Below are 22,583 nucleotides of genomic sequence, written 5' to 3'. Positions count from 1 at the left end.
AGCAGTCTTATGAGTGCCCCCCGCCCGCCGCAAGGGTCTTGCACGGACCGCGTGACAGCGCGTACGCAAGAGATGACGCCACGGGCCTTGCCACTTGTAGAACCCGTTATTACCTTTCGGACTTCTGATGGGCCGTCAGACACCCGTCGCCGCCCGCCGGTCGTACGACACTGGAGTTGCCGATGCCCTGTCCCGCGCTGCCCGACGGGTTCGACGCCACCGACCCGGACCTCCTGCAGAGCCGCATCCCGCACCCCGAGTTCGCCGAGCTGCGGCAGACCGCGCCGGTGTGGTGGTGCCCCCAGCCGCGCGGCATCACCGGCTTCGACGACGAGGGCTACTGGGCCGTCACCCGGCACGCCGACGTCAAGTACGTCTCGACGCATCCCGAGTTGTTCTCCTCCAGCACCAACACCGCCGTCATCCGGTTCAACGAGCACATCAACCGGGACCAGATCGACGTCCAGAAGCTGATCATGCTGAACATGGACCCGCCCGAGCACACCCGGGTCCGCCAGATCGTGCAGCGCGGGTTCACGCCCCGCGCCGTGCGCACCCTCTCCGACGCCCTGCGCGTGCGGGCCCGCGCCATCGCGGACGAGGCCCGGCAGAGCCTGGACGCGGACGGGTCCTTCGACTTCGTCACCCGCGTCGCCGTGGAGCTGCCGCTGCAGGCGATCGCCGAGCTCATCGGCGTCCCGCAGGAGGACCGGGCGCGCATCTTCGACTGGTCGAACAAGATGATCGCGTACGACGATCCCGAGTACGCCATCACCGAAGAGGTCGGCGCCGAGGCCGCGATGGAGCTCATCGGCTACGCGATGAACATGGCCGCCGACCGCAAGCAGTGCCCCGCGAAGGACATCGTGTCCCAGCTCGTCGCCGCCGAGGACCAGGGCAATCTGTCCACCGACGAGTTCGGCTTCTTCGTGCTGCTCCTGGCCGTCGCCGGCAACGAGACCACGCGGAACGCCATCAGCCACGGCATGCACGCGTTCCTCACCCACCCCGAACAGTGGGAGCTCTACAAGCGGGACCGGCCCGCGACCGCCGCCGAGGAGATCGTCCGCTGGGCCACCCCCGTCACCGCGTTCCAGCGGACCGCCACGCAGGACACCGAGATCGGCGGCGTGCCGGTCAAGGCGGGCGACCGCGTCGGGCTGTTCTACTCCTCCGCCAACTTCGACACCGAGGTCTTCGACCGGCCCGAGCGGTTCGACATCACCCGCGACCCCAATCCGCACCTCGGTTTCGGCGGGGGCGGGCCGCACTTCTGCCTCGGCAAGTCCCTCGCCATCCAGGAGATCGACCTGATCTTCAACGCCCTCGCGGACGCCCTCCCCGATCTGCGCCTCGCCGGCGACCCGCGCCGCCTGCGAGCCGCGTGGCTGAACGGGATCAAGGAGCTTCAGGTGACCGCCGGTTGACCACCGGCCACCTCGACTCCCGCCCGACATCCCGCTCCCGCCCGGCCGCTGACGCCTCCCCGAACCGCGCTTCCCGCCCGATCCCAGGCGCGCGCGCAACCCCCGGCACGCGCGCCGCACTCCTTCCACGACAAGCCACGACACCCGTCGACCTCCCCCGTTCCGAGTCCCCGTGCCCGGATCCTATGAGCCCTGCGTCACATCCCGCTGAGCCTGTGGATAACCTCGGTCCGCCCGCGACAAAGATCACAAGACGGACGTGCCGCACGACCCTTGCGAGGCCCCGACGACACTGGTGAGACGGGGTTTTCGCAGGTCGCGCAACGAACCGCACACGGTACGTAATGCGGCAAGTGCCCCTATCTTCGAGTCACATGTCCTCTGCCACTCTCAGTCCGACTGCGCCCGTTTCCGCGCGGCCCTCCGAGGTCACCGTCACCGACCCCGCCATGGTCAAGCGCGCTGTGAAGGCCGCAGCACTCGGCAACGCCATGGAGTGGTTCGACTTCGGCGTCTACAGCTACATCGCCGTCACGCTCGGCAAGGTCTTCTTCCCCTCCGGCAACCCCACGGCGCAACTGCTCTCCACCTTCGGCGCGTTCGCCGCCGCCTTCCTCGTACGCCCCCTCGGCGGGCTCGTGTTCGGTCCGCTGGGCGACCGGATCGGGCGGCAGAAGGTGCTCGCCCTCACCATGATCATGATGGCGGCGGGCACGTTCGCCATCGGTCTGATCCCCTCGCACGCCTCCATCGGCCTGTGGGCTCCCGCGCTGCTGCTCGTGGCGCGCCTGGTCCAGGGCTTCTCCACCGGCGGCGAGTACGCAGGCGCCTCCACGTTCATCGCCGAGTACGCGCCCGACAAGAAGCGCGGATTCCTCGGCAGCTGGCTGGAGTTCGGCACTCTCGCCGGCTACATCGGCGGCGCCGGTCTCGTGACGCTCATGACCGCGCTGCTCTCCACCGACGACCTGCTCTCCTGGGGCTGGCGCATCCCGTTCCTGATCGCCGGTCCGATGGGGCTCATCGGCCTGTATCTGCGGATGCGGCTCGAGGAGACGCCCGCGTTCGCCGCCGAGCTGGACAAGGCGGAGGAGTCGCGTCCGAAGGTGAAACTGCGCGAGATGGTCGTCGGCCAGTGGCGCGCTCTGCTGCTGTGCGTCGGCCTGGTCCTGGTCTTCAACGTCACGGACTACATGCTCCTCTCGTACATGCCGAGCTATCTGACGAGCGAGCTGAACTACGACTCGACGCACGGCCTGCTCGTCGTCCTCGGCGTGATGGCGCTGATGATGCTGGCCCAGCCGTTCGCGGGCCGGCTCACCGACCGCATCGGCCGCCGCCCCGTCATCGCCTTCGGCTGTGCCGGTTTCCTGCTGCTCTCCGTGCCGGCGCTGCTGCTCATCCGGCAGGGCTCGCTCCTCGCGATCGCCCTCGGCATGGGCGCGCTCGGACTGCTCCTGGTGTGCTTCACGGCCTCGATGCCGTCGACCCTGCCCGCGCTGTTCCCGACCCGGGTGCGCTACGGCTCCCTGTCCATCGGCTTCAACGTCTCCGTGTCGATCTTCGGCGGTACCACCCCGCTGGTCGTGACCGCGCTGATCGGCGCCACCGGCGACGTGATGATGCCCGCGTACTACATGATGGCCGCGGCCGTCGTCGGTGGTGTCGCCGTCTGGTTCATGACGGAGAGCGCCCGCCGCCCGCTGCCGGGCTCGCCCCCGGCGGTGGAGACGGAGGACGAGGCCCGCGCGCTCACGTCCGGAGCGCAGGGCTGAAGTCGAGCACCCCGGACCGCTTCATCTTCCGGGCGCCGTCGGAGCCTGGGCCTGCCAGGCCGTGAACAGCGGGACCGTGCCGCTCCCGTCGAGCACGACCAGGCCGAAGGGCCGGTCGTACGCGATGTGTTCGATGCGCTCGGGCGGGTGGTAGGCACTGCCCGCGCGCGCCGCCACGACCGTCGCCGCGGCGGCCTCCACGCCCTGCTCGGCGACCTTCACGACCGTCTCCTGCACGACCTGCGAGACGGCGAGCTCCTCCGGTGACAGGCCGGAGAAGTCGGCGCTGTCCAGGAACGCCTGCCGCACGCCCAGCGCCTGCAGGTGCCGTACGGCCTCGACGGTGGTGCGCAGGGACAGCTTCGGCAGGGCCAGGCGGACGGCGTCCGCGTCGATGTCGCGGCGGCGCTCGGGCGGCGCCCAGGCCAGCGGGAGCACCTGAGCGGGCTCGGCGCCGGGCGCCCCGAGGACGAACCGCACCTTCGCCGCGGCCGACGACGCCTGCTCGGGCGCGGCGCAGGCCAGCTCCACCACGCGCGCGTGACGGCCGTCCGTCGACGTGACGTCCCAGGCCTGGCCGGGCGGCACCGGGCCGTGCATCGTGGCGACCTCGTGCGGCCGGCCCGCCGCGTCCGTGAACGTCCTCGGTCGCGTCGCCGCCCCCTGGAACGGGATGTCCCAACGCGCCTTGAGCGCAAGGGCGTTGACCAGGACGAGCTGGACGGCTTCGGTGATCCGCACCGGCAGTCTCGGGACGAGCCCGCCCGTCGCACCGTCCACCCACGCGTCGATCCCGGCCGGGTCCATGGGACCGAAGCCGACGTCGGGCAGCCCCTCGCGGTACGCGCGGTAGACCGGAACCCTGCTCCACACGCCCGTGGCCACCGCCAAGGCGTCCGTTCCGGCCAGGGCACGGGCGCCCTCGGTCGCCGCGCCGGCCGCCTCCTCGCCCGCGACGCCGAGCAGGTTGCGCAGCTCGTCCGCCGTCCGCCCTCCGGCGCCCGCCGCGATCGCCGCCAGGGCCAGCCAGAGGCCCGTGGGCGAACAGGCGAAGTCCGTGTCGCCCCCGCCCAGTTGCGGCAGCCAGCGCTCGGCGAGGCGGCGCACCTCCGCGCCCGGAAGCACCTTGTCGATCTGCTCGGTCATCGCTCATCCCCCGTTCGTCCGCGACGACTTGTGCGGCCAAGTATGCGCGGCGCCACTGACAAAGCCCCTGACCTGGGTGAACGCCCTCGCTACGCCTCGTGGTCGAACCCGACGTGCACGCTCCGCGGGCTCGTCCGGTCCTCGATGACCACTTCGCCGGACGCACCCGACCGCAGCTGGACCGTGCCGCCGTACGGCAGGTCGTGGGAGGCGCCGTCGGTGACGAGGCGGACGCGGGACGACGGGTCGGGGTGGGAGCCCTTGAGCCACGTCACGCTCCACGTCAGGTCCTGGCCGCAGCGGAACTCCAGGTGGGCGCGGGACACGAACAGCCAGTCCTCGGGCGGCACGAGCCGGCAGACGGCGCCGTCGCGGCCCACCCGCAGCACCGCTCCCGGCGCGCTGTCCTCGTCGGCCATGAGCATGCCGGCGGTGGCGCCGGACTCCGCCGCCGCGACCGAGGCCATGGTGAGTTCGAGCACGTACGCTCCTTCAAGTCGCCGTTGCCTCGCGGGAGTCGGGAGGCCCGTTCCGGATCTGGGGCGCGGTCGAGCGCGCCGCCGCATGATAGGTCGCCCCGGTGTCCCCCGTACGTGACTCGGCCCACAGGGGGTCGCCGGGCGGGCGGTGGCTCGTGCGAGAGGATGGGGCCATGAGCATCGTGAAGATCAACGCCCTGACCGTGCCGCAGGAGCAGCGCGAGGTCCTGGAGAAGCGCTTCGCCTCCCGCGCGGGGGCCGTCGAGAGCGCCGACGGATTCGAGTGGTTCGAGCTGCTCAAGCCGCTGGAGGGCACCGACCAGTACCTGGTGTACACGCGCTGGCGCGACGAGGCCGCCTTCCAGGCCTGGATGGAGGGCCCGATGAAGGCCGCCCACCAGGGCGGCGGCGAGGGCGGCGAGCGCCCGAAGCCCGCGGCGACCGGCTCGACGGTGTGGACGTTCGAGGTCATCCAGCAGGCCCCGCCGAAGCAGGCCTGAAAACCGGCACCAGGGCCGGCACCAGAACCGGCACCTGAACCGGCATCTGAACGGCATCCGAAGGGGCACCTGAAGGGGGCGTCGCCCGGCGCCCCCTTCACGGCCACCACCAGCCCCCCCTCCCCCCCGGCCGGAATCCCGTTGCACGCGCGCGTGCCTCCGCCCGAACATCGGCCCATGACTTCCTGGACCGTCAGGCCCGAGCCGTACGACTCCGCCACCGCGGCCGCCCTCTGGCGCGCGTACTACACCGAGGTGAGCGACCGCTGGTACCTGCGCGAGACCGGGCGCCGCACCGCACCCGACGAGCTGGAGCGCGGCGTCGCCTCGGAGACCGGCGCCGACCTCGCGCCGCCGACCGGCGCCCTGCTCGTCGGCTGGTACGGGGACGTCCCGGCCGCCAGCGCGGGACTGCGGCTCCTCGACTCCGGACGGGCCGAGCTGACCAGGGTGTACGTGGACGGCGCGCTGCGCGGCAGCGGCGGCGGCACCGCCCTCATGACGGCCGTCGAACAGGCGGCGCGGGGCCTCGGGGCACGCGAGCTGGTCCTCGACACCCGCCTCGACCTGGTGGAGGCCCGCGCCCTCTACGCCCGGCACGGCTTCCGGGAGATCCCGGCGTACTCGACCGGCCCGTACAGCGAGATCTGGTACGGCAAGCAGCTCTGAGCCGCGGGGCCCGAACAGCCGCCGTCAGCCGCCGTACCCGAAAACACGTAGCCGCCGTGCGCGAAAAACAGCACCACGCGCGCGTGCAGCAGGAAGCCGAGCGTCACCGGCCCGCAGTGCGCTGCCGACCGGTCGCTGTCGCGGCGCCGTCGTGGGGGCGTTCGCTGTCGGAGCCGCACAGTTCGGCGTTCAGCTCCTCCACGAGCTGCTTCAGGTCCGTCGGGCGGTCCGGGCCCCACCAGTCGCCGAGCAGCTCGGCCAGGGACGCCTCCCGGGCCCTGGCAAGGCGGCCCGCCACTTCCCGGCCCTGCTCGGTGAGGACCAGCATCAGGCCCTCCCGCAGGGCGAGGTGCCGCTCCTCGACCTGCCGGGCGGCGGCCTGCACCACGGGCAGCGGTACAACGCTGTGCTCGGCGAGCCGGGCCGGCTCCACCGATCCGTGCCGCTGGATGCGCAGGAGCAGCCAGCTCGCCGCGGGGAGCAGGTCGTACCCCGCGCGTGCGGTGATTTTCTCGTAGACCTCCTTGCGGCCCTCGCGTGTGCCGAGGACCGACAGGGCGCGCAGCACCTCGTCGTGCGAGGAGCGCTCGACGGGGTTGCTGGCGAGGGTCTCGCTGATCTCCGGGGCGGTGACCGAGCCGCGCAGGCGGTCCTCCTTGAGCAGCCACGACAGCAGGAACGCGACCAGGGCGACGGGCGCCGCGTACAGGAAGACGTCGGTGATCGCCGACGAGTACGCCTCCACCGCCAACGGCCGTGCCCCCGGCGGGAGTTGGGCCATGGCGCGCGGGTCGGCCTCCAGGGCGGAGGCCGTGCCGGGCGGCAGGTTCAGGCCTGCGAGGGCGGTGGTGAGCTTGTCCTCCAGGCGGCCCGCGAAGATCGTGCCGAAGATGGCGACGCCGAAGGAGGCGCCGATGGAGCGGAAGAAGGTGGCGCCGGAGGTGGCGACGCCCAGGTCCTCGTACGAGACGGCGTTCTGCACGATCAGGACGAGGACCTGCATGACCAGGCCCAGGCCGAGGCCGAACACGAAGAAGTAGGTGCTCATCTCCAAGTTGGGGCTCGTCGGCTTGAGTTGGTGCAGAAGGAGCAGGCCGAGGGTGGTGACTGCGGTGCCGAGGACCGGGAAGACCTTCCAGCGGCCGGTGCGGCTGACGATCTGCCCGGAGACCGTGGAGGACAGCAGCAGCCCGAGCACCATCGGCAGCATGTGGACGCCGGACATGGTCGGCGAGACGCCGTGCACGACCTGCAGGAACGTCGGCAGGTAGGTCATCGCGCCGAACATGGCGAAGCCGACGACGAAGCTGATCACCGCGGACAGCGTGAACGTGCGGATCCGGAACAGCTTCAGCGGAAGCACCGGCTCCGCCGCCCTGCGCTCGACCGCGACGAACGCCGCGAGCAGCACCAGCCCGAGCACGGCGAGCCCGATGATCTGCGCCGAGCCCCAGGCCCAGGTGGTGCCGCCGAGCGAGGCGACGAGGACCAGGCAGGTGGCGAGCGAGGCGATCAGGAACGTGCCCAGGTAGTCGATGACATGCCGCTGCGAGCGGACCGGGATGTGCAGGGCGGCGGCGATGACGAGGAGTGCGACGACACCGATGGGCAGGTTGACGTAGAACACCCAGCGCCAGGAGAGGTGATCGACGAAGAGGCCGCCGAGCAGCGGTCCGAGGACGCTCGTGGCGCCGAAGACGGCCCCGAACAGGCCTTGGTACCGGCCGCGTTCGCGGGGCGGCACGAGGTCGCCGACGATCGCCATCGACAGCACCATCAGTCCGCCGCCGCCGAGGCCCTGCAGCGCGCGGAAGCCGATGAGCTGCGGCATGTTCTGGGCCATGCCGCAGAGCGCGGAGCCGATCAGGAAGATGACGATCGCGGTCTGGAAGAGCTTCTTGCGCCCGTACTGGTCGCCGAGTTTGCCCCAGAGCGGGGTGGCCGCGGTCGAGGCGAGCATGTACGCGGTGACGACCCACGACAGGTGCTTCATGCCGCCGAGTTCGCTGACGATCGTCGGCAGTGCGGTGGACACGATGGTCTGGTCGAGCGCGGCGAGCAGCATGCCGAGCAGCAGAGCGCCGATGGACACGAGCACGCTGCCGTGGCCGTGCTCCGCGCCCGGGGCCTTCGGGAGGCCGCCGCCCCCTTGGTCCGTCGTCGTCATCGACTCCTCCTCGAGCCGCCGGGGCGCTGCCGCGACGGAAACCGGAAAGGGGCCCGCCGTCCTCGATGCGGGGCCCGCCCACTCCATCGTGGTCGGTCCGGCCCGCCACGGCCTGTCGAGCAGCTTGGGGAGCTTCGGGAGCTCAAAAGCCGCCGGCTCCGGAGACCGCGCGAGGAGCGGCGAACGCGGAGAGGTGGACGCGGAGAGGGTGCACGCGGAGAGGGCCGACGCGGAGTGGCCGGGCAGTCCCTGGGCGGCAGGCCCGCGGCGCTGCATAATCGCCCCCGGATCGCCCCGGCGCGAGGCTCCGGGGGACCACGGGAGGGGGACCCGACGGTGAGCGCACTCAGCTGCCCGCAGTGCGGTACGCCGAGGGCCGCGCACGGCGGTCCGGCCTGCGGCTGCGCGCGGCGTACGGCGGACGCGGTCCGCGACACCCGCAGCGCGGAGGCGGCCGCCGCCGAGGACTTCGACCTGCTGCGGCTCCGGCCCTACGTATCGCTGCCCGAGGCTCCCGAACCCGATGGTCCGGCCGCAGGCACGGCCCCGGCGACAGCGGACGCGCCGAAAACGCCCACTGCGGAGACCGCGACAGCCCCTTTGCTCCCGCCCGAGGGCCCGATGCTCCCGCCCAAGGGCCCGATGCTCCCGCCCGAGGAGCCGAATTCAGCCACAGCACCGCCCCTCCCCGAGACCAAAACACCCCACCGCCCCGCCGGAAAACACCACCGCCCGCGCCGGAAAACGCTCCTCGCCGCCACAGCGGCAGCCCTCACCGTGACAGCGGTGGCGGCAACAGCGACCACCCTGTTCTCGGACGCACCGGAGCACGAGTACGCGCTCCCCGACCACCCCACGACGGCCCCGACAACGGCCCGTACGGCGACACAGCCCACCAGCCGTACGCCGTCGCCGTCCCGGTCGCCGAAAGCGGTGGCCGAGGCGTCGCGGTCGGGGGCGGAGCGGCCCACCCGCTCGGGCACGCCGACCCGTACCGCGCCGGTCACGCCGGAGCCGCCGACCGCGTCCGCGACGGGCTCGATCGGCACGCCGAGGTCACCGCGGCCGCCGGTGCTGCGGGAGGGCGACGAGGGCCCCGAGGTGCGCGAACTCCAGAACCGGCTGAGCCAGCGCTACTTCTACGCGGGTCCGGAGCACGGCAGGTACGACGTACTGGTGGAGGACGCGGTGGCGCGCTACCAGTACGCGGAGGGGATCACGGGCGACCCGCAGGGCGTGTACGGGCCGGCCACCCGCAGGGCCCTGGAGGCGGAGACGCGGGAGCCGGACGGGACGCCGAGCGCGACCGCGTCACGCTGACGCCCCCGGCCTCAGCCCCGCTGAATGTGCCTCCCTGTCGAGGCGTCGAGGGAAAGCCGGGACTCCGCGTCGAGGGAACCCGTAACTCCCCCGTCGAGCGAAAGCCGGGACTCCCCGCCCAGGGAACCCGGACCTCCCGTCGCAGGACCCCGAACTCCCCGTACAGGGAAGGAAGTTCAGCCCGCCAGAACCCGCACCTGCAGCGTCCCCGAGCCGTCCCCCGTCGCCTCGACCTCGATCTGGTCGAGATCCAGGACGTGGGCGTCCGGGCCGAACGCGGCGGCGCGGGGGCCGACGCCGACGACGCGCATGCCGGCGGCGCGGCCCGCGGCGATCCCGGCCTCGGAGTCCTCGAAGACGATGCAGTCGGCGGGCTCGACGCCGAGTTCGGCGGCGCCCTTCAGGAAGCCCTCCGGGTCCGGCTTGCTCGCGCCCACGCACTCGGCGGTGACCTGGATCAGCGGCATGTCGAGCCCGGCGGCGCCCATGCGGGCCTTGGCGAGCGCGGCGTCGGCCGAGGTGACCAGGGCGTGCGGCAGGCCGGTGAGGGAGGCCATGAACGCGGGGGCGCCGCCGATCGGGACGACGCCCTCGACGTCGGCGGTCTCCTGGGCGAGCATCTCGCGGTTCTCGGCGTGGTTCTCGGCCATGGGGCGGTCGGGCAGGAGCACCGCCATGGAGGCGTAGCCCTGGCGGCCGTGGACGACCTTGATGACCTCGTCGAAGTCGAGGCCGTGCCGCTCGGACCAGCGGCGCCAGCAGCGCTCCACCACGGCGTCGGAGTTGACCAGCGTGCCGTCCATGTCGAGCAGGAGTGCGCGGGCGGTCAGAACGGTGGCAGGCGTGGCCGTCATCGGCAGGCTCCTGGACGGGCGTGGGGAAGCCCGAGGGGCGCGGAGCCCCACGGGCCGGAAGGTCCAAAGGGTCCCGCCCGCCGGTCAGGGAGAACAGGCGGGAACCACTTTGTTCCACCAACATACAAAACGAGGGCGGCCCTACGCCACCGCCCTGCCCGATTCCGGCCCGCACGCCCCGCCCGGGCGCAGCCCACAACCTCGCCCGAAGCCCCGACGGCAGCGACGTCCGCGCAGGTCAGCGCGTCAAGAACGACGGCTTACGGTGCCACGGCCTCGTACAGGCTGAACCCCGCGAGGGCGAGCATCACGATCGCGGCGACCTTGGTGACGAACCGCAGCGGCACGCGCTTCAGGACGGCCTGGCCGCCGACGATGCCGAGGCCCGCGACCGTCCAGAGCGCGAGCACCGCGCCGAGGCCGACCGAGAGCGGGTCGTCGTAGCGGGCGGCGAGGTTGGCCGTCATGATCTGCGTCAGATCGCCGAACTCGGCGACGAGGACCACCATGAAGCCCGCGCGCGAGACCTTCCAGAAGCCCTGGTTCTCGGGCTGCCTGAGGCGCTCCTCGTCCTCGTCGCGCTTCATCAGGAGGATCAGCGCGCCGCCGAGGAAGAGCACCCCGGTCAGCGCCTGGAGGATGCGGTTGGGCAGCAGAGTGAGGACGCTGCCTGCGGCGATGGCGAGCGCGACGTGCACGAGGAACGCGGCGGCGACCCCGGCGAAGACGTACGAGGCGCGGTAGCGCGTGCCGAGCACGAACCCGGCGAGCGCCGTCTTGTCGGGGAGCTCGGCGAGGAGGACGACGCCGAACACGAGCGCCGTGACACTGAAGCTGATCAAGGGTTCCTCAATCGGTCGGGCCGAAGGTCTCGCCCACGGCGGCCGGCCGGGCCGCTCCCCTTCCGCACCTCCAGCCTACGGGACCCCCTGCCGCCCCCTCCCGCACGGGACGCCACACAGGAAGCCGGACAGGAAGCCGCGCCGGACGCCGAGCCGGACCCCGCGGCCGAACCCGGGCCGAACCCCGGGCCGACAACGCCCGCTTCCCACCGCAATATCCGGATAAGGCTCAACTCCCTTACGGGCACGCCACGGTGACGATTCGGCAGAACTCTTGATGTGTGCGCGCCATTGACGGGACCCTGTCATCCGGCGCTCACCCCACGGAAACCCCGGAGCGCCACCATGACTTGGCCCGGAACGGCCAACTACCCCCCACCCCAAGGGAGTTCGCATGTCAGGTGTCTACGCGCGTCGACGCACCGCCGCGCACCGCAGCCCTCTCCTCAGCCCCCGCCGCATCGCCGTGCTGGCCTCGGCCGCGGCCCTCGTCGCCGGCACCGCGCTGCTGTCCGGCACCCCCGCGCAGGCCGCCCCGCCCACCCCGGTCGACGCGGCGACGGCCCGTACGTACCTCGGTGAGCTGACCGAGCGGGCCGAGGGCTCGTCGGACGGCTACAGCCGCGAGAAGTTCCCGCACTGGAGCACCCAGGAAGGCGCCTGCAACACGCGCGAGGTCGTCCTGAAGCGCGACGGCGAGAACGTCGAGCAGGACTCCAGCTGCGCGGCCACGTCCGGGAGTTGGTTCTCGGAGTACGACGGCGCGACCTGGACCGCCGCGTCCGACGTCGACATCGACCACGTCGTCCCGCTCTCCGAGGCCTGGAAGTCCGGGGCGAGCTCCTGGACGACCGACCAGCGGGAGGGCTTCGCCAACGACCTGACCCGGCCGCAGCTGATCGCCGTCACGGACAACGTCAACCAGTCCAAGGGCGACCAGGACCCCGCGGAGTGGCTGCCTCCGGAGTCCTCGTACCACTGCATGTACGCCCGGATGTGGGTGGACGTGAAGCACCACTACGACATGACCGTGGACTCCGCGGAGAAGCAGGCCCTGGAGGGCATCCTCAACGGTTGCTGAGCTGCAACAGCCGGAACCTGTCCACTCCCCTCCGTCGTTCCGTACCGTACGGGGCGACGGAGGAGAGTGATCGAATGGCCGAGCTGCGCCTGGGACCGCTGCTGCGGTACGTGGACGGGGAGACGGCGACCGTCTGGGTCGAGTCGGACCGCCCGTGCACGGCCGAGGTGCGCTGCGCCGACGGCGCGAAGGGCTCGACGCCCACGTTCCGCGTGGCCGGGCACGACTACGCGCTGATCCCGGTCGAGGGCCTCGCGCCGGGCACGGAGACGGCGTACGAGGTGCTGCTCGACGGCGAGCGCGTGTGGCCGCTGCCGGACTCGCCGTTCCCGCCGTCCACGATCCGCACGCCCGCCGACCCGGCCGACGAGGTGCGGGTCTCCTTCGGCTCCTGCCGCTGGGCGATCTCCCCGACCGGCGAGAAGGACCCGATGGGCCCGGACGCCCTCGACACCCTCGCCGTCCGGCTCGCCGCCGACCCGCGGGCCGAGCGCCCCGACGTCCTGGTGCTGCTCGGCGACCAGGTGTACGCGGACATGACGTCCCCGGCGACCAAGCGGTGGCTGGCCGAGCGCCGCGACCTGAGCGAACCCCCGGGCGACCAGGTGGCGGACTACGAGGAGTACGCCCACCTCTACGACGAGTCCTGGCTCGACCCGGAGGTGCGCTGGCTGCTCTCCACGGTGCCCAGCTGCATGATCTTCGACGACCACGACGTGATCGACGACTGGAACACCAGCGCCGCCTGGCTCGCCGAGATGCGCGCCACCCCGTGGTGGAACGAACGCCTCCTGAGCGGCCTGATGTCGTACTGGGTCTACCAGCACCTGGGCAACCTCCCGCCCGCCGACCTGGAGACCGACCCCGTGTACGCGGAGGTCCGCGCGAGCGCCGACGGCACCGACGCGCTGCGCGCCTTCGCGGCCCGCGCGGACCAGGACCCGCCCACCCGTCTCCCGGCCACCGCCCCTCAACGACAGCGCTCCGCGCCGGCCCCCTCTGAATGCCGCTGGAGCTACCGCCGCGACTTCGGCCGCGTCCGCCTGCTGATGGTCGACACCCGGGCCGCGCGGGTCCTGGACGAGTCGCGGCGCGCGATGCTCGACGAGGCGGAGGCCCGCTGGCTGCGCGAGCAGGCCCTGGACGAGCCGGGCTCCTACGACCACCTGCTGCTCGGCACGTCCCTGCCGTGGCTGCTGCCGCACCTCGTGCACGACGCGGAGGGCTGGAACGCGGCGCTCGCGCGCGGCGAACGCGGCCCGCGCTGGGCCAGGTTCGCGGAGGACCTGCGGCGCCGCAGCGACCTGGAGCACTGGCCGGCGTTCCCCGAGTCGTTCGCCGCACTGACCGACCTGATCGCGGAGGCGGGCCGCGGCCCGGACGCCCCGGCGTCGATCTGCGTGCTCTCCGGCGACGTGCACCACGCGTACGTGGCGGAGCCGACGTGGCCGCGCGGCGACGGTCCGCGCTCCGACGTGCGGGTGCTCCAGCTGACCTGCTCGCCGATGCACAACTCCATCCACGTGGCGATACGGCTCGGCTTCCGCTTCGGCTGGAGCCGGGCCGGGCGCGCGCTCGGCCGCCGCTTCGCCCGGCACGGCCGGACGGCCCGCGCGAAGGTCGACTGGCGCCGGACGGGCGGCCCGTGGTTCGGCAACCACCTCATGACGCTGACGCTGCGCGGCCGCCGGGGCGCCCTGGCCCTCGACCGGGCCCGCGCGGGGCGGGACGGCTCGGCGCGACTGGAGCGGGTGCGGGACTCGGTCATCTCCGGGTGACCGGCGCGGGGTTCACGCCCGGGACCGTCACCGGGTGACGGCCCCAGGTTCGCGGGCCGTGATGCCGCCGTACCCAGGTGTGACGTGAGGGGCGTGATCCGGCCCACAACGGCGGGGGTTGGCTCGTCCAGGGGTTCGACAGATCCCGATCCGGCGGCATGATGAGCCGGACCATCCGCTTCCAGCACTCCGGTCACGCCGAACGCCCCGGCAGCGATGGTCACAGGAGCCTCATATCGCCCATCCGCCCCGGGAGTTGCACCTTTGTCCGCGACCGCACATCTCTCCGTCGCCGTCGTCGGCGCGGGGCCGCGTGGCACCAGCGTCCTGGAACGGCTGTGCGCGTCCGCCCCGGAACTCCTGCCTCCGGACGCCCGGCTCACGGTGCACATGGTGGACCCGGCGCCGCCCGGCGCGGGCCAGGTGTGGCGGACCGCACAGTCGGACGAGCTCCTGATGAACACCGTCGCCTCCCAGGTCACCCTCTTCACCGACCAGAGCGTGACCTGCGAGGGCCCGATACGCCCGGGGCCAAGCCTGCACGCATGGGCATCCGGAGGCCGGGGCGCAGGGGCGGACGCGCACCCTGAGGCGCCGGACTCGGCGGAGCTCGGCCCCGACGCCTACCCGACCCGCGCCGAGTACGGCCGCTACCTGGAGTGGGTCTTCGCCGAGGTGCTGCGGCGGGCCCCCGGGCAGATCCGGGTCGAGGTGCACCGGGCCCGCGCGGTCCGGCTGACGGACGAGACGGCTCCGGCGGACGCCCCGCTCGTCCCCCGCCAACGCCCCGAGCCCGCGCCCCGCCCCGGCGCCTTCGGTCCTGCATCCCGCCCCGCCGACCTCGCGTCCGGCCCCGACGTCGCCCACCCCGCGCCGCGCTCCGCCGCCCAGCGCCTCACCCTCGACGACGGCACCGAACTCGTCGGCCTGCACGCCGTCGTCCTCGCCCAGGGGCACCTTCCGGCGACCGGCGGCCCGGCGCAGCAGCGGCTCGCGGACCACGCCGCGCGCCACGGACTGCGCTACGTCCCGCCGGCCAACCCGGCCGACCTGGACCTCTCGTCCGTCGAGCCCGGCTCGCCCGTCCTGCTGCGCGGACTCGGCCTCAACTTCTTCGACCACATGGCCCTGCTGACCTCGGGCCGCGGCGGCCGTTTCGTCCCCGGCCCGGAGGGCGGCCTCGCGTATCTCCCGTCGGGCCGTGAACCGCGGCTGTACGCGGGCTCGCGGCGCGGCGTCCCGTACCAGGCGCGCGGCGACAACGAGAAGGGCGCGTACGGCAGGCACGAGCCGATGGTGCTCACCGGGACCGTGATCGAGGGCTTCCGGAAGCGCGCGGCGGACGGCGATCCGCCGGACTTCCTCGACGAGATCTGGCCGCTGGTCGCCAAGGAGGTCGAGACCGTCCACTACGAGGCGCGGCTCCGCGCCGACGGACGCCCCACCGAGCCGTTCCGCGAGCGGTTCCTCGCCACCGCGCACGGCTCGCCCCAAGAGGCCGACGTCCTCGACGAGTTCGGTTTCCCGCCCGCCGCCCGCTGGTCCTGGTCCCGCATCGCCGAGCCGTACGAGGGCGTGGAGTTCGCGGGTCCGGAGCACTTCCGCGGCTGGCTCCTGGGGCAGCTGCGCGAGGACGCCGCGCAGGCCGCGCTCGGCAATGTGTCGGGCCCGGTCAAGGCCGCCCTCGACGTGCTGCGGGACCTGCGCAACGAGCTGCGGCTCGTCGTGGACCACCGGGGCATCGGGGGCCGTTCGCGGCGGGAGCATCTGGACCGCTGGTACACGCCGCTGAACGCGTTCCTGTCGATCGGGCCGCCGCGCCGCCGGATCGAGGAGATGACGGCGCTGGTCGAGGCGGGCGTGCTCGACGTGGTCGGCCCGCGCATGGAGGTGCGCGCCGGGGCGGACGGGTTCACGGCGCACTCCCCCGACGTGCCGGGTTCCGAGGTGTGCGCGGGGACGCTGATCGAGGCGCGGCTGCCGGAGGTGGATCTGCGGCGCACCGGGGACGCGCTGCTGGCGGAGCTGCTCGCGTCCGGTGGCTGTCGGCCGCATGTGGTGGACGACCACGAGACGGGCGGCCTCGATGTGACGCCGAGCCCGTACCTGGTGGTGGACGCGCTCGGCCGGGCGCACCCGGCACGTTTCGCGCTCGGCGTCCCCACGGAAGGAGTGCACTGGGTGACGGCCGCCGGAGCACGCCCCGGCGTCGACTCGGTGACCCTCTCGGACGCGGACGCGGTGGCGCGAGCGGTGCTGCGTACGGCCTCCGGCGCGGCGCCGGGAGCCGGGCGCGCGGCGAGGTCGGGAGCGGAAGCGGAGGCGGGACCGGGGCGCGAAGGACGACCGAATGTTGAACTTGCAAGTATTGATTAGGTCTGCCTAACCTGTGGCCTCCGATCGGTTGCCGTCCCCCGACCGAACGAAGGAGTCCCCCCATGAACGAACGCCTCAACAGCGCACAGCCGTACGCCCTGGGGCTTTTCCGCATCGTGATCGGCCTGCTGTTCGCCTGCCACGGCGTCTCGAAGCTCTTCGGCGTCCTCGGCGGCGAGACCACGGCCCCCCTCAGCTGGCCCAGCGGCTTCTCCGCGCTGATCGAGGTCGTCTGCGGCGGCCTCGTCCTGATCGGCCTCGGCACCCGCGCGGCCGCGTTCCTCGCCTCGGGCTCGATGGCGTACGCCTACTTCACCGTGCACCAGCCGATGGGCCTGTGGCCGCTGGAGAACAGCGGTGAGAGCGCCGCGCTGTTCTGCTGGGCGTTCCTGCTCCTCGTCTTCACCGGCTCCGGGGCCTTCGGCCTGGACCGGCTCGTCGGCCGCAGCACCGCCGCGGCCGACAGGTCCGGCCGGACCGAGGCCGACCTCACGCCCGCGTAGGTGCGAACGGGACGCTGAAGCACGCCAACCGGTCGCCCGCTCCGCCGTGTTCGGCGTGCAGCACGACCGAGGCGGCCTCTCCGGCACGGAAGTTCCAGCCGTGCCGGGAGGCCGCCGCCCCCGTTCCGCTCCGGTTCGTGGTGAAGTCGAGCCACACCTCGTTGCGCGGGTTCACGTACGCCGGGTTCGTGGACGGCTGCACCGGGTCCTTGCGGTGCTGGTAGTGGCCGCCCGCATCCGTGGGCTGCGCGCCGCACGGCTTCTGGTGCACATGCACGCCGTACGGCCGGTCCGGCTTCAGGCCGTCGACCTTGAGCGTGACCACGTTGCCCGTCGGCCCCGTCACCTGCGTCACCTCGATGTGCGCGCCCGCCGGCACGAGACTCATGTCGTACGTCTTCGCGTCGGACGCGATGAACGCGTTCGGCGGCGCGAAGTCCGCTGCGGCGCGCACCATGTGACTTTCGCCCGGCACCGGGCCGCCGCCCGCCATCAGCACCGCCGCCGCGCTCGCCGCGGCGACCATCCCTGCCACCATCGCCCTCTTCCTCACCCTCACCGTGCGCCCTCGGCCCCTCGGGCCCGTACTTCTCGTTCGTACGGGAACGGGGCGCCGGGTGTCGCACCGGAAGCGGCACGCGGGTGAACGGGCGTGAGGGTGTGCGAGGCCTGTGCGAAGCGGTTGGGGCGCACCCGCCGGACTCCTCCCGAAGTGCCGGGCGTACGCTGTACAGCTGTCTGACAGGCCGCCCCTGCCGCTCCCCGCGACACGACGGTCGCAGCTCTGTGCAGGAACCGGGGAGTCAGGGAGTAAGGGTGCTCGACAGTGTGGGGCTGCTGACCGGCAGTCCCTGGATCTACGCCATCGTGGCCGCCTCCATCGTCCTCGACGTCTTCCTTCCGCTGCTGCCCAGCGGGCTTCTGGTGGTCACCGCGGCCACCGCCACCGCAGGATCCGGCGCCGCGGGTGCCGCGGGCGCCGCAGCGGCCGACCGCATGGCCCATCAGGTTCCCGACCTGCTGCTGCTCGGCGGCTGCGCGGCCCTGGCGTCGGTGCTCGGCGATCTCGCCGCGTACCGCCTGGCGTGGCGCGGGGGCGCTCGTCTGGACCGCGCGATCGCCCGCTCACGCCGCCTCACCGTCGCGCAGGAACGGCTCGGCGCCGCGCTCGCGCGGGGCGGCGGCGCGCTCGTGGTCGTCGCACGCTTCGCTCCCGCCGGGCGCTCGGTGGTCTCGCTCGGCGCGGGCGCGGCGCATCGCGCGATCCGCGAGTTCCTGCCCTGGTCGCTCACGGCCGGGGTGGCGTGGGCCGCGTACAGCGTGGGGCTCGGGTACTTCGGCGGGCACTGGTTCGGCGCGGGCTGGCTCGCCACGGGCGTCTCGCTGCTCGCCCTGTTCGCGGCGGGCACCGGCGCGGGCTACCTGATGCGGCGCCCGCGCACGCGCTGAGCCGGTCGCGACCGCCGCCTGCTGCTCCTGGGCGGCAGCTGCCCACTCCCGGGCTGTCGCCGCCTACTCCTGGGCGGCCGCCGCCGCGGGCTGCGGCTTCTGGCCGCGCACGACCAGATCGTCCAGAAGCTCCTGGGTCGCCCGGGCCACCGCGTCCACGGCCCGGTCGAACACTTCTCTGTTGTGGGCGGCGGGCGCGCGGAAGCCGGAGACCTTGCGGACGTACTGCAGGGCGGCGGCGCGCACTTCGTCTTGGGTGGCCTCTTCGGGGATGGCCGGCGGACGGAGGGTCTTGATGCTTCGGCACATACGAACAGTCTGCAGCAACGGACCCCCATCGAGGAACACACGTTCGGGTGAGCTTGCCGCGATGAATCTCGCTTCCGCAATTCGAACAGGCGTAGCATTGCGGTCGTGGCTGAGACCTTTGAATTCCCCGAAGACCTCCTCGCAGGTCAGGAGGAGCTGCATCAGGTCCGGGCCGAGCTTCTGGCTCTGCTCAAGCGGCTCCCCTGGTCGGTCACGCCCCTCGACGGCTTCAGTGACATAGCCGGCTGGCGCAAGGTGGAGCGTCCCGCCTCCCCGGGCTGGAGCGCCGACGAGCAGGCGGAGGTGGAGAAACTCCGGCAGCGGGAACGGGAGTTGGCGGTGTTCGTCACCTGCCATCGGTACTGGAGCGAGTTCTCCGGCCCCGAGCTGGTGGACCACCGCATGCGCCTGAAGCACGTCAAGGGCGGCGAGTACGGCCGGCACGCCCAGGAGGGCATACGGGACTGACGGTCCGACGACCCCGTCAGTCCTGCTCGGGCAGGTTCTCCATGGCGTCGAGCGCCTCGGTGATCCAGCCGATCCAGAACGTCTCCAGCTCGATCCCGCCGCGCAGCACCAGATGCCGCAGCCGGTCCTGCGCCCCGTCCCGCCCGGCCGGGAAGTCCCGCTCCTCGATCTGCTCGTACTCCCTCAACTGCTCCTCGTGCAGGGCGAGATGGCGGCGCAACTCGTCCTCGAGCCCCTGCGGGCCGACAACCGCGGCAGCCCGCATGCGCAGCAGCAGCGCCGAGCGGACGGGCTTCGGGTCCTCCTCCTTGGCGACCCACGCGGTGAGTTCGTCGCGGCCGGCGGGCAGCACCTCGTACTCCTTGCGCTGCCCCCGGGTCGGCCGGCCCGCGGGCAGGGCGCGGATCAGCCCGGCGACCTCCAGCTTGCCGAGCTCGCGGTAGATCTGCTGATGCGTCGCGGACCAGAAGTAGCCGATGGACTTGTCGAAACGGCGGGTCAGTTCGAGACCGGAAGAGGGCTTCTCCAGAAGGGCGGTGAGAATGGCGTACGGGAGGGACATGCCCCGCATCCTATGGAGGCGGCCGACCCGCCGGACGGTGCCGGCCTGCCGGACGGGACCGGCCCGCTCCGCGCACGCACGGAGGCCGGCCCAGCCGGTGGACCGGCCGGGGCCGGCCTGGCTCTCAGATCTGCGCGGCCAGCTCCGTGCCCTGCTTGATCGCACGCTTCGCGTCCAGCTCCGCCGCCACGTCCGCACCACCGATGACGTGCACGGACTGCCCGGCCGCGAGCAGCGCGTCGTACAGCTCGCGGCGCGGCTCCTGACCGGCGCAGAGGACCACGGTGTCCACGTCGAGGACCTGCGTGGCGCCGTCGACGCCGATGTGCAGGCCCGCGTCGTCGATCCGCTCGTACGACACCCCGGCGACCATCGTGACGCCGCGGTGGCGCAGTTCGGTGCGGTGGATCCAGCCGGTGGTCTTGCCGAGCCCGGCGCCGACCTTGCTGGCCTTGCGCTGCAGCAGGTGCACCTGGCGCGGCGGCGCGGGCCGCTCGGGCGCGCGCAGCCCGCCCCGGTCGCGGTAGTCCATGTCGACGCCCCACTGCTCGAAGTACGTCGCCGGGTTCAGGCTCGCCTGCTCCCCGCTGTCGGTGAGGAACTCCGCCACGTCGAAGCCGATGCCGCCCGCGCCGACGATCGCGACGCGCTCGCCGACCTCGGCCCCGTCCCGCAGCACGTCCAGATAGCTGACCACCCGCGGGTGGTCGACGCCGGGGATCTCGGGCGTGCGCGGGCTGACGCCGGTCGCGATCACGATCTCGTCGTACGCGGGACCGTGCGCGCCGGACGTCAGCTCCTCGGCGGTGACGGGGGTGTTCAACCGGACGTCCACGCCCCGGAGTTCGAGCTGCGTGCGGAAGTAGCGGATCGTCTCGTCGAACTCCTCCTTGCCCGGGACCTTGCGGGCCAGGTTGAGCTGCCCGCCGATCCGGTCGGCGGCGTCGAAGAGGGTGACGTCGTGCCCGCGCTCGGCGGCCGACACGGCGAAGGCGAGCCCGGCGGGCCCGGCGCCGACCACGCCGATGCGCTTGCGGCGGCGGATCTCCGTGATCGGTTCGAGGACCAGCTCGGTCTCGTGGCAGGCCCGCGGGTTCACCAGGCAGGAGGTGATCTGCAGGTTGAAGGTGTGGTCCAGGCAGGCCTGGTTGCAGCCGATGCAGGTGTTGATGGCCTCGGCGCGGTCCTCGCGGGCCTTGGCCACGAACTCCGGGTCGGCGAGGAACGGCCGGGCGAGCGAGACCAGGTCGGCGTGCCCGTCGGCGAGCAACTGCTCGGCGACCTCGGGGGTGTTGATGCGGTTGCTGGTCACCAGCGGCACGGACACGGCGCCCATGACCTTCTTGGTCACCCAGGCGTACGCGCCGCGCGGCACGGAGGTCGCGATGGTCGGGATGCGCGCCTCGTGCCAGCCGATGCCGGTGTTGATGATGGTGGCGCCCGCGGCCTCGATCTCCTTGGCGAGGGCGACGACCTCGTCGAACGTCGAGCCGCCCGGCACGAGGTCGAGCATGGAGAGCCGGTAGATCAGGATGAAGTCGGGCCCGACCCGCTCCCTGGTCCGCCGCACGATCTCGACGGGGAACCGGATCCGGTTCTCGTACGAGCCGCCCCAGCGGTCGGTGCGGCGGTTGGTGGCGGCGACGATGAACTCGTTGAGGAGATAGCCCTCCGAGCCCATGATCTCGACGCCGTCGTACCCGGCCTGCTTGGCGAGCTCGGCGGCGCGCACGAAGTCCTCGACGGTCTGCTCGACCTCGTCCCCCGTCAGCTCGTTCGGCACGAAGGGGCTGATCGGCGCCTGGATCGGGCTCGGCGCGACCAGGTCCTCGTGGTAGGCGTACCGCCCGAAGTGCAGGATCTGCATGGCGATCCGGCCGCCCGCGGCGTGCACGGCCTCGGTCACGACGGCGTGCTGCGCGACCTCGTCGGCCGTGGTCATCTTGGCCCCGCCCGCCCACGGCCGGCCCGCCTCGTTCGGGGCGATGCCGCCGGTCACGATGAGCCCGGCGCCGCCCTTGGCCCGCTCCGCGTAGAACGCCGCCATCCGCTCGAAGCCACGCTCGGCCTCCTCGAGGCCGACGTGCATCGAGCCCATGATCACGCGGTTCGGCAGGGTCGTGAACCCGAGGTCGAGGGGCTGCAGCAGGTGCGGATACGGGCTGGAGCTGGGGCTCGGGCTCATCGGGGGCCTCCTGGTGGGGATGCGGTCGAGCTTGTTGTAACCCACCGGGAGAGGGTTGTGCAACAAGTTGCATAAGACTGTGGCGCACCCGTCAGTACGCCCTCCCGGGACCCAGCCGCCCGCAGCCGACCCCGACACGAACCCGCGCCCGCAAACCCCGTACGGGCAAAGGAAGTTCAGGGAAGGTCAGGGGAGGTCAGGGAAGTTCAGGGAAGGTCAGCGGCAGGGAAGCGGGAGACCGGGCGGACAGCACGGCCGCATGATCGCTAGGATCCCGGCGGGCGGGTGTAGCGCAGAGGTCGACGCGCGCGGTCTCCAAAACCGCGAGGACGCCGGTTCGAATCCGGCCGCCCACCCACTCCACGCCCCGGCGCCTCCCCCCCCCGGCGCGGCCCCGGAACTGCGAGAAGCCCCGCACCGTTGACAGTGCGGGGCTTCCTCCAGGTCGTTCCAGGTTCTACCCGGTGGGCGCGGACGGTTTCGAACCGCCGACATTCGCCTTGTAAGGGCGACGCTCTACCCCTGAGCTACGCGCCCTGGACACGAGTCGACAGCCTACCCTGCCGACGGCGGTGCCCTGCAAACCCGTATGCGAGGCACGTGCGGGCAAACTGAACGGCCCGTGTGTTCGTCTTCATCGGGTGGGAGAATGGCGGCCCGGCCTCGGCCGGGTCGAGTCCCAGGCCGGGCGGA

Annotated in this window: 20 protein-coding genes and 2 tRNA genes; 12 read left to right on the top strand and 10 right to left on the bottom strand. The window is 72.5% G+C overall.

Annotated features, from left to right (window positions below; translation table 11 throughout):
- Positions 1 to 182: 182 nt before the first annotated feature.
- Positions 183 to 1,427, top strand: a complete 1,245-nt coding sequence (locus tag ACIDOF_RS16825) for a cytochrome P450 (protein ID WP_409006676.1) — start codon at positions 183 to 185, stop codon at positions 1,425 to 1,427.
- A gap of 374 nt (positions 1,428 to 1,801) precedes the next feature.
- On the top strand, positions 1,802 to 3,202 hold the full coding sequence (gene proP, locus ACIDOF_RS16820) for a glycine betaine/L-proline transporter ProP (RefSeq protein WP_409006675.1): 1,401 nt from the start codon (positions 1,802 to 1,804) through the stop codon (positions 3,200 to 3,202).
- A gap of 21 nt (positions 3,203 to 3,223) precedes the next feature.
- Here the strand turns inward: proP and ACIDOF_RS16815 are convergent, their stop codons facing one another.
- Positions 3,224 to 4,348 carry a serpin family protein gene (locus ACIDOF_RS16815; RefSeq protein WP_409006674.1) on the bottom strand — a complete coding sequence of 375 codons (1,125 nt, stop codon included), beginning with the start codon at positions 4,346 to 4,348 and terminating at the stop codon, positions 3,224 to 3,226.
- An 89-nt stretch (positions 4,349 to 4,437) separates the two neighbouring features.
- A complete protein-coding gene (locus ACIDOF_RS16810; RefSeq protein ID WP_409006673.1) occupies positions 4,438 to 4,830 on the bottom strand; it encodes a hypothetical protein in 393 nt (130 codons plus the stop codon).
- Between the two features lie 170 nt (positions 4,831 to 5,000).
- On the opposite strand from ACIDOF_RS16810, the gene ACIDOF_RS16805 reads away from it, so the two are divergent.
- The gene (locus ACIDOF_RS16805) at positions 5,001 to 5,327 is read left to right on the top strand and encodes an antibiotic biosynthesis monooxygenase family protein (RefSeq protein WP_409006672.1); all 327 of its coding nucleotides are present in this window, start codon (positions 5,001 to 5,003) and stop codon (positions 5,325 to 5,327) included.
- A gap of 177 nt (positions 5,328 to 5,504) precedes the next feature.
- Positions 5,505 to 5,996: a GNAT family N-acetyltransferase gene (locus ACIDOF_RS16800; protein ID WP_409006671.1), complete on the top strand. Its 492-nt coding sequence runs from the start codon at positions 5,505 to 5,507 to the stop codon at positions 5,994 to 5,996.
- A gap of 103 nt (positions 5,997 to 6,099) precedes the next feature.
- Here the strand turns inward: ACIDOF_RS16800 and ACIDOF_RS16795 are convergent, their stop codons facing one another.
- On the bottom strand, positions 6,100 to 8,163 hold the full coding sequence (locus ACIDOF_RS16795) for a DHA2 family efflux MFS transporter permease subunit (protein WP_409006670.1): 2,064 nt from the start codon (positions 8,161 to 8,163) through the stop codon (positions 6,100 to 6,102).
- Between the two features lie 336 nt (positions 8,164 to 8,499).
- Here ACIDOF_RS16795 and ACIDOF_RS16790 point away from each other — a divergent pair, with 336 nt between their 5' ends.
- Entirely contained in the window at positions 8,500 to 9,483 is a 984-nt protein-coding gene (locus ACIDOF_RS16790; protein WP_409006669.1) for a peptidoglycan-binding domain-containing protein, read from the top strand.
- A gap of 176 nt (positions 9,484 to 9,659) precedes the next feature.
- Here ACIDOF_RS16790 and ACIDOF_RS16785 read toward each other — a convergent pair whose 3' ends face one another.
- Positions 9,660 to 10,337 (bottom strand): HAD-IA family hydrolase, encoded by a 678-nt coding sequence (locus tag ACIDOF_RS16785; RefSeq protein WP_409006668.1) that lies wholly within the window; start codon positions 10,335 to 10,337, stop codon positions 9,660 to 9,662.
- A 260-nt stretch (positions 10,338 to 10,597) separates the two neighbouring features.
- Complete coding sequence (locus ACIDOF_RS16780; RefSeq protein ID WP_409006667.1) at positions 10,598 to 11,179, bottom strand: TMEM165/GDT1 family protein; 582 nt, start codon at positions 11,177 to 11,179, stop codon at positions 10,598 to 10,600.
- A gap of 394 nt (positions 11,180 to 11,573) precedes the next feature.
- Here ACIDOF_RS16780 and ACIDOF_RS16775 point away from each other — a divergent pair, with 394 nt between their 5' ends.
- The 4 genes from ACIDOF_RS16775 (at position 11,574) to ACIDOF_RS16760 (ending at position 16,917) form a co-directional block, all read left to right on the top strand.
- Positions 11,574 to 12,260 (top strand): HNH endonuclease family protein, encoded by a 687-nt coding sequence (locus tag ACIDOF_RS16775; RefSeq protein ID WP_409006666.1) that lies wholly within the window; start codon positions 11,574 to 11,576, stop codon positions 12,258 to 12,260.
- A 74-nt stretch (positions 12,261 to 12,334) separates the two neighbouring features.
- Entirely contained in the window at positions 12,335 to 14,038 is a 1,704-nt protein-coding gene (locus ACIDOF_RS16770) for an alkaline phosphatase D family protein (RefSeq protein WP_409006665.1), read from the top strand.
- Between the two features lie 216 nt (positions 14,039 to 14,254).
- On the top strand, positions 14,255 to 16,414 hold the full coding sequence (locus ACIDOF_RS16765; protein ID WP_409006664.1) for an FAD/NAD(P)-binding protein: 2,160 nt from the start codon (positions 14,255 to 14,257) through the stop codon (positions 16,412 to 16,414).
- Positions 16,415 to 16,476: 62 nt separating this feature from the next.
- Positions 16,477 to 16,917 carry a DoxX family protein gene (locus tag ACIDOF_RS16760; RefSeq protein WP_409006663.1) on the top strand — a complete coding sequence of 147 codons (441 nt, stop codon included), beginning with the start codon at positions 16,477 to 16,479 and terminating at the stop codon, positions 16,915 to 16,917.
- Here the strand turns inward: ACIDOF_RS16760 and ACIDOF_RS16755 are convergent.
- A complete protein-coding gene (locus ACIDOF_RS16755; protein WP_409006662.1) occupies positions 16,904 to 17,455 on the bottom strand; it encodes a superoxide dismutase family protein in 552 nt (183 codons plus the stop codon). The genes ACIDOF_RS16760 and ACIDOF_RS16755 overlap by 14 nt on opposite strands.
- Positions 17,456 to 17,733: 278 nt before the next feature.
- Here ACIDOF_RS16755 and ACIDOF_RS16750 point away from each other — a divergent pair, with 278 nt between their 5' ends.
- Entirely contained in the window at positions 17,734 to 18,366 is a 633-nt protein-coding gene (locus ACIDOF_RS16750) for a DedA family protein (protein WP_409006661.1), read from the top strand.
- 63 nt (positions 18,367 to 18,429) lie between these two features.
- Here the strand turns inward: ACIDOF_RS16750 and ACIDOF_RS16745 are convergent, their stop codons facing one another.
- The gene (locus ACIDOF_RS16745; protein ID WP_409006660.1) at positions 18,430 to 18,675 is read right to left on the bottom strand and encodes a DUF2277 domain-containing protein; all 246 of its coding nucleotides are present in this window, start codon (positions 18,673 to 18,675) and stop codon (positions 18,430 to 18,432) included.
- A 105-nt stretch (positions 18,676 to 18,780) separates the two neighbouring features.
- Between ACIDOF_RS16745 and ACIDOF_RS16740 the strand changes: the two genes are divergently transcribed.
- On the top strand, positions 18,781 to 19,143 hold the full coding sequence (locus ACIDOF_RS16740; protein WP_409006659.1) for a hypothetical protein: 363 nt from the start codon (positions 18,781 to 18,783) through the stop codon (positions 19,141 to 19,143).
- Between the two features lie 16 nt (positions 19,144 to 19,159).
- On the opposite strand, the gene ACIDOF_RS16735 is transcribed toward ACIDOF_RS16740, so the two are convergent.
- Positions 19,160 to 19,705: a PadR family transcriptional regulator gene (locus ACIDOF_RS16735; RefSeq protein WP_409006658.1), complete on the bottom strand. Its 546-nt coding sequence runs from the start codon at positions 19,703 to 19,705 to the stop codon at positions 19,160 to 19,162.
- 124 nt (positions 19,706 to 19,829) lie between these two features.
- Positions 19,830 to 21,890, bottom strand: a complete 2,061-nt coding sequence (locus ACIDOF_RS16730; RefSeq protein WP_409006657.1) for an FAD-dependent oxidoreductase — start codon at positions 21,888 to 21,890, stop codon at positions 19,830 to 19,832.
- Between the two features lie 281 nt (positions 21,891 to 22,171).
- Between ACIDOF_RS16730 and ACIDOF_RS16725 the strand changes: the two genes are divergently transcribed.
- Positions 22,172 to 22,246, top strand: a tRNA-Trp gene (locus tag ACIDOF_RS16725).
- A gap of 109 nt (positions 22,247 to 22,355) precedes the next feature.
- Here the strand turns inward: ACIDOF_RS16725 and ACIDOF_RS16720 are convergent.
- Positions 22,356 to 22,427 (bottom strand) — tRNA-Val (locus tag ACIDOF_RS16720).
- Positions 22,428 to 22,583 lie beyond the last annotated feature (156 nt).

It is taken from the genome of Streptomyces sp. Da 82-17, assembly GCF_046098215.1.
Taxonomy (GTDB): Bacteria; Actinomycetota; Actinomycetes; order Streptomycetales; family Streptomycetaceae; genus Streptomyces.
This window is presented reverse-complemented; position numbering and strand designations above follow the sequence as displayed.

What these genes read in the sequence shown, in the direction of transcription:
- ACIDOF_RS16825 (WP_409006676.1), top strand. Translation starts at nt 183, where the DNA reads ATGCCCTGTCCCGCGCTGCCCGACGGGTTCGACGCCACCGACCCGGAC.
- proP (WP_409006675.1), top strand. Translation starts at nt 1,802, where the DNA reads ATGTCCTCTGCCACTCTCAGTCCGACTGCGCCCGTTTCCGCGCGGCCC.
- ACIDOF_RS16815 (WP_409006674.1), bottom strand. Translation starts at nt 4,348, where the DNA reads ATGACCGAGCAGATCGACAAGGTGCTTCCGGGCGCGGAGGTGCGCCGC.
- ACIDOF_RS16805 (WP_409006672.1), top strand. Translation starts at nt 5,001, where the DNA reads ATGAGCATCGTGAAGATCAACGCCCTGACCGTGCCGCAGGAGCAGCGC.
- ACIDOF_RS16800 (WP_409006671.1), top strand. Translation starts at nt 5,505, where the DNA reads ATGACTTCCTGGACCGTCAGGCCCGAGCCGTACGACTCCGCCACCGCG.
- ACIDOF_RS16795 (WP_409006670.1), bottom strand. Translation starts at nt 8,163, where the DNA reads ATGACGACGACGGACCAAGGGGGCGGCGGCCTCCCGAAGGCCCCGGGC.
- ACIDOF_RS16785 (WP_409006668.1), bottom strand. Translation starts at nt 10,337, where the DNA reads ATGACGGCCACGCCTGCCACCGTTCTGACCGCCCGCGCACTCCTGCTC.
- ACIDOF_RS16775 (WP_409006666.1), top strand. Translation starts at nt 11,574, where the DNA reads ATGTCAGGTGTCTACGCGCGTCGACGCACCGCCGCGCACCGCAGCCCT.
- ACIDOF_RS16770 (WP_409006665.1), top strand. Translation starts at nt 12,335, where the DNA reads ATGGCCGAGCTGCGCCTGGGACCGCTGCTGCGGTACGTGGACGGGGAG.
- ACIDOF_RS16765 (WP_409006664.1), top strand. Translation starts at nt 14,255, where the DNA reads ATGGTCACAGGAGCCTCATATCGCCCATCCGCCCCGGGAGTTGCACCT.
- ACIDOF_RS16760 (WP_409006663.1), top strand. Translation starts at nt 16,477, where the DNA reads ATGAACGAACGCCTCAACAGCGCACAGCCGTACGCCCTGGGGCTTTTC.
- ACIDOF_RS16755 (WP_409006662.1), bottom strand. Translation starts at nt 17,455, where the DNA reads ATGGTGGCAGGGATGGTCGCCGCGGCGAGCGCGGCGGCGGTGCTGATG.
- ACIDOF_RS16745 (WP_409006660.1), bottom strand. Translation starts at nt 18,675, where the DNA reads ATGTGCCGAAGCATCAAGACCCTCCGTCCGCCGGCCATCCCCGAAGAG.
- ACIDOF_RS16735 (WP_409006658.1), bottom strand. Translation starts at nt 19,705, where the DNA reads ATGTCCCTCCCGTACGCCATTCTCACCGCCCTTCTGGAGAAGCCCTCT.
- ACIDOF_RS16730 (WP_409006657.1), bottom strand. Translation starts at nt 21,890, where the DNA reads ATGAGCCCGAGCCCCAGCTCCAGCCCGTATCCGCACCTGCTGCAGCCC.